General features: G+C 42.8%; 7 protein-coding genes. 5 read left to right on the forward strand and 2 right to left on the reverse strand.

Annotation, left to right across the window (positions count from 1 at the left end; genetic code table 11):
• The first annotated feature begins 134 nt into the window (after positions 1 to 134).
• Positions 135 to 773: an HNH endonuclease gene (locus QUA47_RS27360; protein ID WP_333433085.1), complete on the forward strand. Its 639-nt coding sequence runs from the start codon at positions 135 to 137 to the stop codon at positions 771 to 773.
• 2 nt (positions 774 to 775) lie between these two features.
• Entirely contained in the window at positions 776 to 1,984 is a 1,209-nt protein-coding gene (locus QUA47_RS27365) for a DGQHR domain-containing protein (RefSeq protein WP_333433086.1), read from the forward strand.
• Positions 1,985 to 2,102: 118 nt separating this feature from the next.
• Here QUA47_RS27365 and QUA47_RS27370 read toward each other — a convergent pair whose 3' ends face one another.
• Positions 2,103 to 10,340 carry an FkbM family methyltransferase gene (locus tag QUA47_RS27370; RefSeq protein ID WP_333433087.1) on the reverse strand — a complete coding sequence of 2,746 codons (8,238 nt, stop codon included), beginning with the start codon at positions 10,338 to 10,340 and terminating at the stop codon, positions 2,103 to 2,105.
• A gap of 572 nt (positions 10,341 to 10,912) precedes the next feature.
• Here QUA47_RS27370 and ftsH3 point away from each other — a divergent pair.
• From ftsH3 to QUA47_RS27385, 3 genes are all read left to right on the forward strand, one after another.
• Positions 10,913 to 12,751, forward strand: coding sequence for an ATP-dependent zinc metalloprotease FtsH3 (gene ftsH3 / locus QUA47_RS27375; protein WP_190733224.1), 1,839 nt, complete (start codon positions 10,913 to 10,915; stop codon positions 12,749 to 12,751).
• 685 nt (positions 12,752 to 13,436) lie between these two features.
• Positions 13,437 to 14,075 carry a bifunctional 4-hydroxy-2-oxoglutarate aldolase/2-dehydro-3-deoxy-phosphogluconate aldolase gene (locus tag QUA47_RS27380; protein ID WP_333433088.1) on the forward strand — a complete coding sequence of 213 codons (639 nt, stop codon included), beginning with the start codon at positions 13,437 to 13,439 and terminating at the stop codon, positions 14,073 to 14,075.
• Positions 14,076 to 14,176: 101 nt separating this feature from the next.
• Positions 14,177 to 14,698 carry a L,D-transpeptidase gene (locus QUA47_RS27385; RefSeq protein ID WP_333433089.1) on the forward strand — a complete coding sequence of 174 codons (522 nt, stop codon included), beginning with the start codon at positions 14,177 to 14,179 and terminating at the stop codon, positions 14,696 to 14,698.
• Positions 14,699 to 14,822: 124 nt separating this feature from the next.
• Here the strand turns inward: QUA47_RS27385 and QUA47_RS27390 are convergent, their stop codons facing one another.
• Positions 14,823 to 15,506, reverse strand: coding sequence for a DUF1963 domain-containing protein (locus QUA47_RS27390; RefSeq protein ID WP_333433090.1), 684 nt, complete (start codon positions 15,504 to 15,506; stop codon positions 14,823 to 14,825).
• Between the last annotated feature and the right edge of the window lie 68 nt (positions 15,507 to 15,574).

A 15,574-nucleotide genomic window follows, 5' to 3' on the forward strand; every position in this document is an offset into this window, starting at 1 on the left:
CTAAATATAATCTTTTCAATTTTCCTAACTTGAAAAGATTTGATGCCTTTTCACAATTCATATAGGATTGCTATATTCTGCAAGCTGATGGAGAATTAATAGATTTAGTTTACAATAGCACCATCAACTATGTATTGAGACGACTGATAGTAACTGCTGATTATTTTCAAAGGAAGTGTAAAAAAAGAGATGAAAAATTTATAGCAGATTTGAGAGCTTTCCTAAAGGATGATATGCACTTCCCAGAAAAGCATATTGGACGAATTATTGTCTTACTTCGTGAGTGTTTGAATAAGAGAAATGCACAAGTAGCAGAGAGCACTAAACATGAAATAAGAAAGAGAGCCAGAAATAATAATAAGGCTTGCTATATGTGTGGTGGCGAACTGGAGTTTGATATAGGAGATTCATACAACTCAGTTCAAGTGGAGCATAAATGGCCGAAAGCAATGGGCGGCTCAAGTGATAATTTCAATCTTGAAGTCGCTTGCCAAAAATGTAATTGTAAAAAGTCAGATTATATAGATGCTAGCGATTTTCATTATGAAAAAATATGTCTCGTAAGTGATAAAAAGGATGAACACTTTTCGACTGAGATGAAGAGGGAATATGAATTGGCTTTATGGGCTAAAACAGAATTTAAGTGTTCTGTTTGTCGAAAATCGCCAGCAGATGCTGGAAAGTTAAAATTTGCACGCAAAAACTCCAATGATAGTTGGCATTTCTTAAATATAGAGATTTATTGCGAAAAACATCACGAAATAAGGGGATAGTTATGACTGAACATAAGTGTTATTTTGGCAGTTTAATATCACAGCGCACCGATAAAAATGTAACTCGTTTTTTTGTTTTTAATGCAGGCGCAAAAGATTTGAAAGAATGGTTGGGGATTCGACGGATAAAAGATGTCAAAAAAGGAGCGCAGCGTGTACTAAGAAAAGCTAGAGCTAGTGCAGTTACAAAATTTATAGAGGCTAGTTCAATCAATACAATTCCTAATAGTATACTTATAGCTTTTGATCCAGACAAAGCAAAATTTACATCTTTAACTAAAGAAATTAGCGAAGGTATTATTCAAACAAAGAGTTCCTTAGAAAACCCTGTAAACATATTATTGAATGGCTGTGAGAATCAACTCGATTGGGGAATTATTGAGTTTTCATTTGAACGCAATGAACAAGAGGATGCTAAACCAGCACTTATTGTAGACGGACAGCACCGTCTTTATGGTATGTCTGATTTTGATAAAGAGAATTTACCAATAACTGTTGTTAGCTTAATAGATGCTACTCGTCAAGAACAAGCTTTCCAGTTTATTGTAGTAAATAATAAAGCAGTACGAGTTTCAGCCGAAAATGTCAAATCTATTGTTGCAGATTTTAATGAAGATGAACTTGAGACACGCCTTGCACGAGCGCGTGTTAAATATGGTGATAAGCCACAGATACTTACGTATATCAATGATTCTCCATCAAGCCCATTTCAAAATTTATTAGAGTGGTCTTATAACAGAGAGATTACAGACGAAAATGCGCTAGTGCCAATTACTGCAATAGAACAAACAATGCGATATATTCGTAAGTCATTTACAGTGCTTGAAAATGATGAAGATTCCTTGATCGAGTTTTTCTGTGCAACCTGGAGAGCGGTGAAAGGAAATTACCCAGAGCTTTTTGGAAAAAATCATCAATTTATGACGAAGGCAAATATTAGTGCTTTCAATGAGTATATCACTGACCGATTGCTATATTTTTGGGAGATGGATTTACTAGATATATTTGAAAGTGAAGAAGTTGAACAAAAAGTGTTAGATATCATTAAACGTTTACCTCAAGAATTTTGGCTAGAAAATTGGAAGCTTAGAATTCAAGACAGTCCAACTGTCAGACAAATAATAAAAAATGATTTAAAGACTATAATTACTAATTCAAAATTAAGCAAAAACTGGAAGAATGGTTTAGAGTTGGTGGAAACAGAGGAATAGAGAATTTCCATATATTTGAAGCATTTCTTTTGCCCTTCCAAATCAATTTCCAATTCCCTACCTAATCCATCGCGCCAGACAGGCCTGGGCGAGCCCCTGCCCGCCCAGCGCGATCCGTTTACTTCACAGCCACCTTCACCGCACCCCCAACAAACTGCTCGTAATCCGCCAACAACCACGGAGCCAAACAAGTATTTGCATCCTGAACCCGCAACTGTCCAGCGCGACAATACAGCATCGCCGCCAACAAATTATTCACAGCTTTAGGCGTTCCAAACCCTTTACTCAACTCAGCAACCAACGAGTTAAAAAACTCGCGATCGCTCTCATTCAGCGGCTCGTTAATAAACCCGCTGCCCAACATTGCTTTGTAACCCTTGCCAAAATCGCTCCGGTACAAAAGTTCCAGTTGTTCCTCGGAAACGCTCAGCCACAAATCAGCCATTTGCTTGCGAATATGCCGCAGATCTGCTATTGCCAATTCAGCCGTCGGATCGATTTCATATAGATTGACGGCAGCAGTTAATTGATTGAGAAACTGCGGCAGATAATCTTGTTTGACAAGTGTTGGTTCTGTTGTAGCGAATACGCTTTCAAACACCTTTTCGTAATCTTCAAGCAACCACTGCGGCAAGCGGGTGCGAGCATCGGGAACCCGCATTTTTCCCGGAACAAAATACAGCATCGCACCCAGCAGAGCATTGATTGCTTGAGGCTGCACCAACCCTTGGCTAATTTCAGTCAATTTCTGCAAAAACTGCTGTTCGGCTTCAGTCATGGATTCTGCTTGCAAGCCGCAGCTAAGTATTGCTTGATATCCCTTGCGAACTTCTCCTCGGTAAAAACTTTCGAGTTTCTCTGAAGGAACAGTCAGCCAAAAATCAGCCATTTGTTTTCTGATTTGGCGGAGTTCCAAAACTACCGATTCGTCAGACGGATCGATGCGGTAAAGATTGACGCATCCTAACAGTTGATTCCCAAATTGCGGGGAGTGAATGTATTGAGCTAACAAGTCAGAAGTTGAATCAGACTTGACAGCGGCTTCACTCTCAAAAACTTGTTCGTAATCCTCAATTAACCAGTGCGGCAAACGGTTGCGAGCATCGGGAATTCGCATGGTTTCCGGTGGGAAATACAGCATCGCGGCAAGCAAGGCGTTGACAGCTTTGGGATGCACTAATCCTTTGCTAATCTGGGTTAATTGCTGCAAAAATATTTGTTCGCTTTCGATCATCGGTTGACGTTGGAAACCGCTCTTGAGCAGGATTTGATAGCTGTTACCTGAAGCGCTTCTGTAGGCGGTTTCGAGGTTTTCGGCGGGAACGTTCAGCCAAAAATCAGCGATTTGTTTGCGGATTTGACGCAGTTCGGATATTGCTGAGATGTTTGATGAGTTTCTTTGGTAAAGCTTGAGGGCATTCGAGAGCATCTCGCCCAAATCTGGCTGCTTGGGAATGCTATCCTGTAAGTTGCGCGATGCTTCCAGGTGGCTGGTTTGCCATTTGCCAAAGAGTTCTTGGAATAATTTGCCGATCGCCCCAGAGTATGCCACACTGTCAAAACAAGCCGGATTAGCTTGCATTTTTTGCTGAATTTCCTGGCGATAGCGTTGCCGAAGTTCAGGATTAGTGCCGAGAGTAACTGCTAGCTGAATGTAAGATCCTTCGCTATTGGCAATTAAATCTGGCATAGAGAGCGATCGTACCACCGCCGCCCCCATTCTCGATCGCAAAGTATCGCCATCCCTAACCACCGTTGGAAGTCCCACCTCTAACGGATCTACAAGGGAAGTAGTCCCCGCATAGGGATAGGAATCCAAATAAACATCCCCCAACTTCAAAACTTCTTTAACATCCGCACGGTTAGGAAAACTCTTCAACACCCGCAAACGATTACTCTCAATGCCATACTTAGCAAAAACGGCTTTCATATTATTCACAAAAGCCCCCCCAGGATAATGATTAGTCCAGCTAGGGCCGAAGGGCATTAAAAACAGCACAGAATTAGGAACAGCCGCCATAATTTTTGCCCATGTTTCCCTTAACTCCGGCACTAGCTTATACAAATTAGCACTCGAAATAAAGACAACCGATTCCTCGGAAATGCCGATACTATTTCTGGTGAAATTAATGTTAGGAGTGTAAGGCTCGAGGGTATAGCTAAAACAGCAGCCAGGCCCGTCAATAGTGGCTAATTCCTCGCGATAATGCTCCTGTCCTTCAGGTGCAGGTTCCATCAACTTACCAGCAATGTAATAGTCAATGTGTCGCATTCCCGTGGTAATGGGAGAATTAAAACAGGTAGTTTGTACCCGCGCCAATCGATGCAGCGCCAGTAAACTAATCGGATGAGTAACCGCAGTAATATTGGTAGCAATCAGCAAAATATCTAAATCATCAGCGCGGATTGTCTGAACTTGACTTGGCAAGTCATTAGACAGTTTAACCAGTCTGTCAGCGCGACTCTGACAATACTGTTCTAGTTTATTCCCGTCGAGATTTAGAGCGTATAAAATAATTTCAAATTGCTCTCGATTCAGATATTCAAAAGCTGGCAAGGTAGCGAAAGTTTCCGTCATAGCCCCGAAATGTTTAGTCAGGACACCAAGGCGAATTTTCGGTCGGTTCGCAGGTCTAGCCGGAAAAATGCAATCAAGCGCAGCGCCACGATTTTTCATTGCATATTCAATAATATCTGCCCGCTTTGTGTATATATCCTTGAGATTTTCACTATTGAAGTACAGAGGAATAAAGTTAGCGCTTTTGGTGAAGAACGAGGCGATTTCCTGCCAGACTTGTGAGTTTTGGTTCTTGAAGATATTGCTATGCAAATAACTGACCCATCCCTGCACATACCGGCAATAATTGTCAGCTTCTCCTATTTCTTGAAAGAGAGTAGGCGCAGCAAACATAAATTTGAGGTAGTCGTTGACAAACCAATTAGGTATAACTGCATTTTCATAGTTCAGCAGTAACTGATCTGCACGACGGTAGAGGGCGGCTGCTAGTAGGTAGTTAATATCTTTGGGATTTTTAATTCCCTGGGAGAGATGCGATGCTAGTCGAGCGATAACAGTCTTTTCGGCATCTGTCAGCGCTTCATCTTTGATGTTACTGTTGAGCAATAGCTGATGCGCCTTACCAGCATCACCGCCATAGGCATTTGCCAGTTGTTCTGCAGGCAGATTCAGCCAATAATTGGCAAGTTGCTGCCGGGATTGGCGGATGTTAGCGAGGTTTACTTCATTAGCTTGGTCTTTTTGATACTCTCCTACATATTGGGACAGCAAAGTTAAAAATTCTTCAGGTTTGTTAAATTCAACTAATTCATTAGCTATTAAATTGCCGTGTTGCTGCAAAATTTGCTGTGACCAACGCACTTCTTCTGGTTTGTAAAGTTGAGAGTGGAGGTGAATAATTGTGGCTCTCATTAAGTCTAATTTGGGGCGATCGCCAGCCATTTTTTGGGTTCTGCTAGAGCCGTCGCCGTGCTGCCTGTAATAGAGATAAGGCTTAGGTAATCGATCGCCTAACCAGCCTTTTTCATAGGCAGAAACCCAAAATTCCCAGTCTTCGCATCCCAGCTTCATCACTTTTTTCAAGCCGCCTACTTGCTCGTAAATCTCCCTTCTAAAGAGGGAAGTAGCAGGAGCTTGATTGTCTCTCAAAAAGCGATTGACATCAAAGTCACCGTGAACAACTAAATCGCAATTTGCTCCGAAGTGCTGCACATCTGTATAGACAAAACCCACATTCGGTTTTGCTAATAAAATTTCCACGCACTCCTCGATAAATTTGGGATGAAGTTTATCATCAGCATCTAGGAATAAAATAAACTTTCCTGACGACTGCTGAACGCCAACATTTCTCGAATCAGCGGGTCCCGTGTTGGGTTTATCTATGAGGCGAAGCGATTTTTGAGGATACAGTTTAATTAAATAATTGGCGAAGTTGCTGGTATCATCAGTGCTGCCATCATTGACAATTATGCACTCCCAGTTTGGATAAGTTTGACGGACAACACTTTCAACAGCTTCTCTGAGTAAAGTTGCGTGGTTGTAGCAGGGAATGATTACGCTGACGAGTGTTTCTGCGGAGGTGCGGTAGGGCATGGCATTTAGCTGTGATGGAGAGATTGAAACAGGTAATGTAGTGGCTGGTTTTACACCTCGGCGGGTGATCCCATATTCATCCCATATTTGCCGAGTTTCTTGGTACGATATTGGCGATGAATGTTGCAAACCTTGTTGATTTTCGTAGTACAAACCGAGAATTTCTGGCAAGTACACAATATTTTCGGTTTTGCCAATCCGCAGCCAAAATTCGTAATCGCCAGCCGCCCTAAATTCGGTTCGGAAATAGCCGTATTTTTCGTGCAGGGATTTTCTCCACATCGGCTGGGGGCCAATAATGCAGCGCCGTTCGAGTTCGCTGTAGTCAAAGGCTGGCCAATTCCAGCCCTTTTCTGCTTGGGTTTTTGCAAAAGTATCGTTAGCTGTGCTGGTGATTAATTGGTCAGCATAAACCAGACTTACTGGGGCATTTTCATCCAAGTATTTCGCCATGATTTCTAGGGCATCGGGGCGGTGTCTGTCATCGGTGTTAGCATTAGTAATGTAAACTCCGCGCGACATCTTAATTCCTCGGTTCCAGGCTGCATATAGTGTTTCGCGATCCGAAGAGCGATCGTACACAATATTCGGATATTTCGCTTGAAATTCCCGCACAACAGACTGTTCGTTTTCTTGGGAACCGCTGTCAATCACTATGATTTCCAGTTCCCCTTGTTTGTACAGCGTTTGCTCTACCAAGTCCTGCAAGCAGCCGCGGATAAATTTTTCGGAATTGTAAGTAGAAACGATCGCAGATACTTTAAAAGCCGACGGGACAGGCTGGGAGTTCTCACCATTCCCTAATTCCCCCTGCAAGCCTGCATCAGTTTGCTGTTGAACGGAAGGATTCTCCGAATGTGGGCGCTCAGCTACTTGAAGCAAAAGTGAGCTAACAGTTGCAGCCATTTTCGACCAAGAAAACTTCTTAGCTTGCTCTAACCCCGCCGCAATTAATGAGCTGCGGACAGCGGGCTTCTGTATTTCCCGCAAAGCATTGACAAGCCCAATAACATCATCCCCGTTTACATAAACCGCTGCTTGTCCTGCTACTTCTGGAATCGAACCGTTTGGACAGGTGATGACTGGACAACCGCAAGCCATTGCCTCAAGGACTGGCAACCCAAAGCCTTCATATTTCGACGGATAAACTAACACTGAAGCACCAGAATAAGCAGCTCTCAGTTCCGTGTCGCTTAGTTGCAGCGTGTGGACAGTATTCCCAGAACAGTACAATTTCAACTCGGGTTCTAATACAGGTTTGCCACCTGCACAGACTATATCAAAGTCAAACTTGTTGGCAAGTTGAGAAAAGGCTTTGAAGAATAATATCCCGTTCTTGTAACCATGCCAGCCTACCCTTTCGCCTACCAAAAGAAAATAGGGCTTGGTAATGCTGTATTTTGACTTAAAGCCTGAAACTTCTTCTCTATCGGCTGGCGAAAAATTGGCATCAATGCCACAGTGCGCTACAGCGATAGAATTTGAAGAAATCTGCGGAAAAACCTTAATTAAATCGCGGGCTGTATTTTCCGAAATGGTGATGTAAGCAGAGGCGTGGCGGATACCGCAATGCTTTTCTCTCCACTCGGGATGACCAATATTTTGTCCCATCAACTCTGGAATCATGTCATAGGCCATGAATACCGATGGCGTTGACAAAGGCGTTGTATAATAAGTAGAAATAAATAAACCTGCTTTTTCTTCATCGCAGATTTGTTGGAGCATCGCGCGATCGCGATCGGTATTACCATAATCGTAAAGGGGAATAGTACGATAACGAAGACCTGGAATTTTTGGAGCAGTTCCGTTACGATCTAAAATGATAATATGTTGAGCAAAGTTCGTATTTGCCCATTCTTGCCATAGGGATTTCCAAACGCGAGCAATACCTGTATTATTATGTTGAAAAAATACACCATCAATGAGAATTGTCGGATATTTTTGACTCGGCTTAACAGCTAGTGCAGGTAAAGGAGAAACTGTTTTAAATTGCCAAGCTTTTGTACTAATATCTCGTTGTGCAAGGGGTTCTACTCCACAAGCGATCGCGCTATTGACTTGACTCTCATCCTTAACCCAATCAAAGTATTGACGCAATAAGACAGGAAATTGAGTCTGTTGTTGCAGATTTAACCATTGAGAAGTCGCATTTTTATAACCATAATATTGCTCTTTAAAGCGCAACTGATTCGGGGTAACGTAGGCAAAATGTTGGAAAACTAACCCCTCTTTTTCGGTTTCTTGATGTCGAAAAGGATTAACAAACGCGACATCACGCCATTTACCGTTAGGTAAGGGTTCCGCTAATCGGGGCGGTTCATGGGTTGCCCATACCATACCTGGTTTAAAACGCCAAGTGCGTAGCCATTCATATTGAGGATTATTTGCATAACAATTACGAGTGCTAATAACTAAATTTTCCCCAACAAAATACCAACACCAATAAAAAGCCGCTGTTTTTTCAGGATGTTCAATAAACATCTGTCGAGTTTGGCAAATCTGCTCAAAAGTCCAGAGTTCATCTACATCAATTTGCCACAATAAACACTCTTCAGAAATCCGGGCAATAGGAGCATTTATCATTTCTCGTTTCCCTTCCCAAAATTTGCCTTCTGGCTTACGATAAATGCTAATATTTTGGGGATAAAGACGAGCCAGTTCCTCTAAATATTCGGTAGTCCCATCCAGGCTGCGCCCGTCGCGATGAACATCATCAGAAATGTTACCGCCCAGAGTTACACTCCAAGCCGTATCATGTTTTAAATCTGCCACCCCCTCGACAATATGCCAGTGCCATCGAAAGGGTAATTTTTTCAAGACATCAATATGATAACGGATGAACGGTTCACCATTGAGAACGATGGTAAAGAAATGAAGGGGAAGTGATGGAAATGCAATATAATTTTCATAGAAAGCATTAGAGTTGACAACTGCTCGACCAATCGCACCCGTTTTTTCTATTTTTTCTATACAATGACACTCATAACCATTGGCCATGAGGAAATCAAAAGTTTCTTTGGCGGTGTGCTGCATTCCCTCTAACATTTTTTGAGATATTTCAAATTGAATAAACTCAATTGCTTTTCTTGCTAAAAGATTCAGGCAACCATTAAGAACATCACTTTCAGCTCCTTCTACATCGATTTTTAAGTAATCTATTTTCTCAATATTATGTTTTTGACAAAATGAATCAACTGTAATCGCGCTAACGGTTTCGCTTTTTACAATAGGTACATATTCCTGGGGATTTTCTGGATTTTCCATCTGCGGTCTGCCGATGCTGTTCCAAACCGAAAACTCATCAGGAAATTCATTAAATTCAATCAGTTTATTCTCGGACCATACTGCTGTCTGAAACAGGAAAATATTCGGCTTATTTTCTGTTCGTTGTTTAAGTGTATTAAAAGTAGTTGAATTCGGCTCAAATGAATATACTTTTCCTTCACGTCCGACTAAATTACTAAACAAAAGAGAATAGTTACCAATATTTGCTCCAATATCAAAAACAGTCATCCCTTGACGAACTAATCTTTGTACAAGCCGTTGTTCGATTTGTTTTTCATTAAACGCAAATTTTTCTTTCTGGAAAATGGCATAACCATTTCGCAGATGAACATTCTGCAATAAGAGTTGATAATTAGGATCTTTGAGAAGTTTATGGTAATTTTTATGGTTTTTAAAGGTATTAATATCATCTAGTAAGATAAATTTAGCCCCATAGACTTCATCTAATTCCGCTTCCCCGGTAAATTCAGAACCATCTATTAAGACCACATCAAAAAAAATGATTTTATTTTCTGATTTTATTTGCTTAATTCCTGCCTGAGATACTCCCGAATCTTGAAGATACTTGAGGTCCTGTTTGAGCCAATCTAATACTCGTTCTATGGGGTATTGATTCAGTGCTGTTTGGTAAGAATTATAAAAATCAATAACTTCTTTTTGTTGAGCAAATTTATTCATTCCTACTGAGGAAACATTATAACATTTTACAAAACCATCCTTAGCATATCTGTTTTGTAATGCGGTAAATCTTGCCTGGGAAATTTCCATGCAAAAAAGTTGAGGATGATGGGGATTTTCTCTAATTCCTGTGACAAAGGCTTCTGTACTTCCCTCACCGGAAGATGACCCTATTTCTAAAATGGTTTTGATATCTTCTTCTTTGGCTATTTGTTTAATAGCCTGATAAAATTGATCGTACTTAATTTCGGCGGGAATGATTTTATTGATTTCTGAAGTCATGATAAAATTTTCTCCTTAATTCATTGTGTTATTAATCTGGCAATGCGTTTTCTAAAAAAAAACCTGAAGTTAAATTTAGTTACGAAATAAAACTTACGAAAGAAAGCCGATTTTTGAGATCAGACTATTGGGGTAAATGACGATTTGTGGTAAACACACTGGGTTTCTGGGTCAGTCCTACTTTACCTTACCTAACAGTTTAAAAGAACTTAGGCGTAACTACCACATAAACCGGGTTTTTCACTCCTGTTAAAGACTCAAGTGCAGTATTTCCGTCAACCAACCCGGTTTCTGCATGGCTATTTAACCGAAAAAGGGATTAACGCGATCGCCATCACTTTTGATAATCTTGACAAATTAGGCCTTATAGTGTAATAGGCTACCCAAAAATTAGGACAACACCCGAATCTTCTGACGCAGCCCAGGGCTGTTCCGTTCCCGCGACCTCAGACCGCCACAGCATGGCCGGGATTCCTCACCACACAAAAACAAGTTACAATTACGTTAAGATTGATGAACATAAATAAAAATTCCCAAATCACAGGGACTAAAAATTAGGAGGATCGACCTCGGTGAATAAACGCTGGAGAAACGCTGGCCTGTACGCACTGCTGGCTATTGTAGTCATTGCCTTAGCAACGGCTTTTTTTGACAAACAGCCCCCAAGCCGCGAAGTTTGGAAGTACAGTCAATTCATTCAGGAAGTCGAAGGCAAGAGAGTAGACAAAATAAATATCAGTTCCGATCGCAGCAAAGCCCTCGTCACAGCCCAAGACGGCAACAAGGTGATTGTCAACCTGCCGAACGACCCCGAACTGATGAACATCCTGACCAAAAATAAGGTAGATATTTCAGTTCTGCCCCAAAGCGACGAAGGCTTCTGGGTAAAAGCCCTCAGCAGCCTGTTCTTCCCGATTCTGCTTTTGGTCGGACTGTTTTTCCTGGTGCGGCGCGCCCAAAACGGGCCCGGCAACCAAGCCATGAACTTCGGCAAATCCAAAGCTAGAGTCCAAATGGAGCCACAAACTCAGGTGACTTTCGGCGACGTGGCCGGCATCGAACAAGCCAAGCTAGAGCTCGCAGAAGTCGTGGACTTCCTGAAAAATGCAGACCGCTTCACCGCAGTCGGAGCAAAAATCCCCAAAGGCGTGCTGCTGGTCGGCCCTCCCGGAACTGGCAAAACCCTGCTGGCAAAAGCAGTGGCTGGAGAAGCAGGCGTTCCCTTCTTCTCGATTTCCGGTTCAGAATTTGTGGAAATGTTCGTGGGTGTCGGTGCTTCCCGCGTCCGCGACTTGTTTGAACAAGCTAAATCGAACGCTCCTTGTATCGTATTTATCGATGAAATTGACGCTGTAGGCCGCCAGCGGGGCGCTGGTTTGGGCGGTGGTAACGACGAACGGGAACAAACCCTGAACCAGTTGCTGACCGAAATGGACGGCTTTGAGGGCAATACTGGCATCATTTTGATTGCTGCCACGAACCGCCCCGACGTACTCGATGCGGCGCTGCTGCGTCCGGGTCGCTTCGATCGCCAAGTTGTAGTGGATCGCCCCGACTTCGGAGGCCGCCTAGAAATTCTCAACGTTCACGCCCGCGGCAAAACTTTGTCGAAAGACGTGGACTTGGAAAAAATCGCCCGCCGGACACCCGGTTTCACCGGTGCGGATTTGTCCAACCTACTCAACGAAGCAGCAATTTTAGCCGCCCGTCGCAACTTGACCGAAGTCTCGATGGATGAAGTCAACGACGCGATCGACCGCGTGCTCGCAGGCCCGGAAAAGAAAGACCGCGTGATGAGCGAAAAGCGCAAAACTTTGGTAGCTTACCACGAAGCCGGTCACGCTTTAGTCGGCGCGCTGATGCCCGATTATGACCCCGTGCAGAAAATTAGCATTATCCCCCGCGGCCGCGCTGGCGGTTTGACTTGGTTCACACCAAGCGAAGATCGGATGGATTCTGGCTTGTATTCTCGGTCTTACTTGCAAAATCAAATGGCGGTAGCTTTGGGCGGGCGCATTGCTGAAGAGATTGTCTTCGGCGAAGAAGAAGTAACAACCGGTGCGTCGAACGACTTGCAGCAAGTGGCAAGAGTAGCGCGCCAAATGGTGACTCGCTTCGGAATGAGCGATCGGCTAGGCCCTGTAGCTCTGGGTCGCCAACAAGGCAATATGTTCATGGGTCGCGATATCATGGCCGAACGCGATTTCTCCGAAGAAACCGCAGCGACGATCGACGATGAAGTGCGTTTGTTGGTAGAGCAAGCTTACCGCCGCGCTAAAGATGTACTCGTCGGCAACCGCCACGTCCTTAATGCTTTGGCAGATATGCTAGTGGAAAAGGAAACTGTGGATGCGGATGAATTGCAAAATTTGTTAGCTAATAGCGACGTGAAAATGGCGACGATCGCCTAATCAATTTTGGATTTTGGATTTTGGATATTGGATTTTCGAGGAAATCTAAAGTTTGAAATCAATAATTGGGGTGATTCTGGGAATGTCTGGAATCGCCCCGATTTTTTTATGAGTGCGATCGATTTTAGATTTTCAATTGGGGATTTTAGCTTGAATCTCAAGAATGACCAAGTAATCAGACATTCCACCTACCTTTTTCCTGAAGCTGGCGCTTAACTTCTTCCCAGGGAAATCTTCTTTCATCTTTTCTATATTCAATAATCCGACAGTCCTCAAATCCTCCCAGAGCTCGTCTGGGTACTGGAAGTCAAGCAGCACCGCGAGTTTTTAGCATTGAGAATCAACTAAGAACTGAAAGTCTATCGGTTCGTGGCATTCAGCCAGAACCTCAGCCAAAAATTCGCTGTGTTCTTTGAGGTCAACAATTGCAGCGGTTTTTTTGCCTAGATTTTCCGTTCAAAATTGAACGTGGAGCATATTGTAATTTGGCATATATCGAAGTTAGTAACCTGTATTAAAATTATATGCGAGTCAGAATGAGACGAGTTGCCAATTCGGGAGCATTCCCAAATCTAAAATCTAAAATCTAAAATTTCCAATTGTATGAATCAATGATACAAGTTCCCAATCCGGGAGCGTTCCCAATTCTAGAATCTAAAATCTAAAATCTAAAATCTAAAATTGTATGAATCATCAATCTTGGTTGACACAACTAAAAAAACACCGTGCGATCGCAGTTATCCGCTCCTCCGAAAAAGAACTCGCTCGGCACATGGCATCATCGGTAGCAGCCGGAGGAATCCAGTTTATTGAAATTACTTGGAACACCCACAAAGCTGCTGAATTAATTGCGGAAGTCCGGTCTGAATTCCCTACTTTTAGTATTGGCACCGGCACTTTATTAAACTTAGAAGAGTTGCAGCAAGCAATAGACTGTGGCGCTCAATTTCTGTTTACTCCGCACACGGATGTAGCGATGATTAAAACAGCAGTTGACGCCGGAGTGCCGATCGTCCCCGGTGCTTTTTCTCCCACGGAAATTGTGACCGCGTGGCAAGCAGGCGCTACCTGCGTTAAAGTATTTCCGATATCGGCTTTGGGAGGCGCGGCTTACCTGAAAAGCCTGCAAGGCCCCCTGGGAAACATTCCTTTAATTCCCACTGGCGGGGTGACGCTGGAAAATGCGAAAGTATTTATAGACGCCGGGGCGATCGCCGTTGGTTTAGCCGGAGACTTATTTCCTAAACACTTAGTGGAAAATCGCGATTGGCGCGCGATCGCCCAAATTGCACGAGATCTTACCCAAAACTTAACAACTTGTTAAGCCCTCTTTCCCAATCCAACATTTCAAATCTACAATCTAACATAGGACAAACCAATCTAAAATCTAAAATCTAAAATCTAAAATAGTACGAGGTGTGAGAAATGAACAGCATTATCAACTCAATTTACTTCCGCCGCGCTGGAACTTTCTGTGCCGGCTGCGCCCTGGCTTTTGCTACATTCTGCGGCGGTTCAATGACAGCATTTGCCAGCGAAGAGCACAACATAATTGCCAATAAAATTATGTTGTTGCAGCAATCCAGCGAACGCTGGATTGAAATAGATTTGTCAAGACAAAGGTTAATAGCTTGGGAAGGAAATACACCCGTTTACGCGGTGATTATTTCCAGCGGCAAATCATCGACTCCCACCCGCACGGGAACCTTTGCCGTTGAAACCAAACACCGCGTTACTAGAATGACTGGGCCGGACTACGACGTGCCCGACGTTCCCTATACAATGTATTACGACGGAGGCATGGCAATTCACGGCGCTTACTGGCACAATTTGTTTGGCAATCCCGTTACTCATGGCTGCACAAATGTAGCTGTCAATCACGCTAAATGGCTATTTGAATGGGCCTCAGTGGGAACACCCGTGGTGGTGCACAAACCTCAGGTTTAGGGCATTGGGCATTGGGCATTGGGCATAGTCAAACACTCTTCAATCTGTTAGAACCCCGACTTCTTAAAGAAGTCGGGGTTCTGGGTATTATGTTTTTTTAGGTGTGCTTACTTAACTGCTGCTTTTAACAACAATCCCAATTGTATAAAACTTTACTAAAATCTAATTTTCTGAGTGCTGATTCATCAATAAAAAAGTTACCTACACCACTGTCTCCCCACATGATCTCTACTGTCTCATTGCAGCAATCGGTATCCATTTGGAATAGAAGAATGTCCGGCTTTTGTTTTTGATCGGAGTTACTACTATATTTTCTTACGTCGTCTTGTGTAAAATAAGGATAACCACCTATTTTATGACCAAAGTAATTCGAGATTTCTCGGTACTCATCCTCAATTTCATGGTTCATAAATAACTCGTTAATTTCTTCTCCTAATAGTTCAATAAATTGGTAGTCATTGGTACTAATCGGCGCATATTTTTTAGTAAATTGCAAGCTGCAACAGCCATGAACAGGAAAATTTTCTAGTTCCGGCAAAAAATCATAATTGGTAATGATGTTTTCAACTTGGAAGTCTGGCTGAGGAAAATAGATTATTTTGAATCTGTCTTCGGCTGTGGGATTATCTAAATCGGCGGAAGTGCCTAAATCTAAACCATATAGGTCATCGTCGGCTATATAAAACTGCAAAATTCCGCGCTCAGGGAAACCATCTAAAGGCGGTACTTCAGAAAAGTTGATTTGTGCTAAGTAGGTCGGCGCAAAAAACCCGAAGTATGTTAAAATAAGTAAAGAAAAAGAATACATCTACTGAGGTAACTCAATATATGGGCGCTAGATTAAGGGTATTCCTGACTCAACAACAAGACAAAACT

The sequence above is a fragment of the Microcoleus sp. MON2_D5 genome (assembly GCF_036701905.1).
In the GTDB taxonomy this organism is placed as follows: Bacteria; Cyanobacteriota; Cyanobacteriia; order Cyanobacteriales; family Microcoleaceae; genus Microcoleus.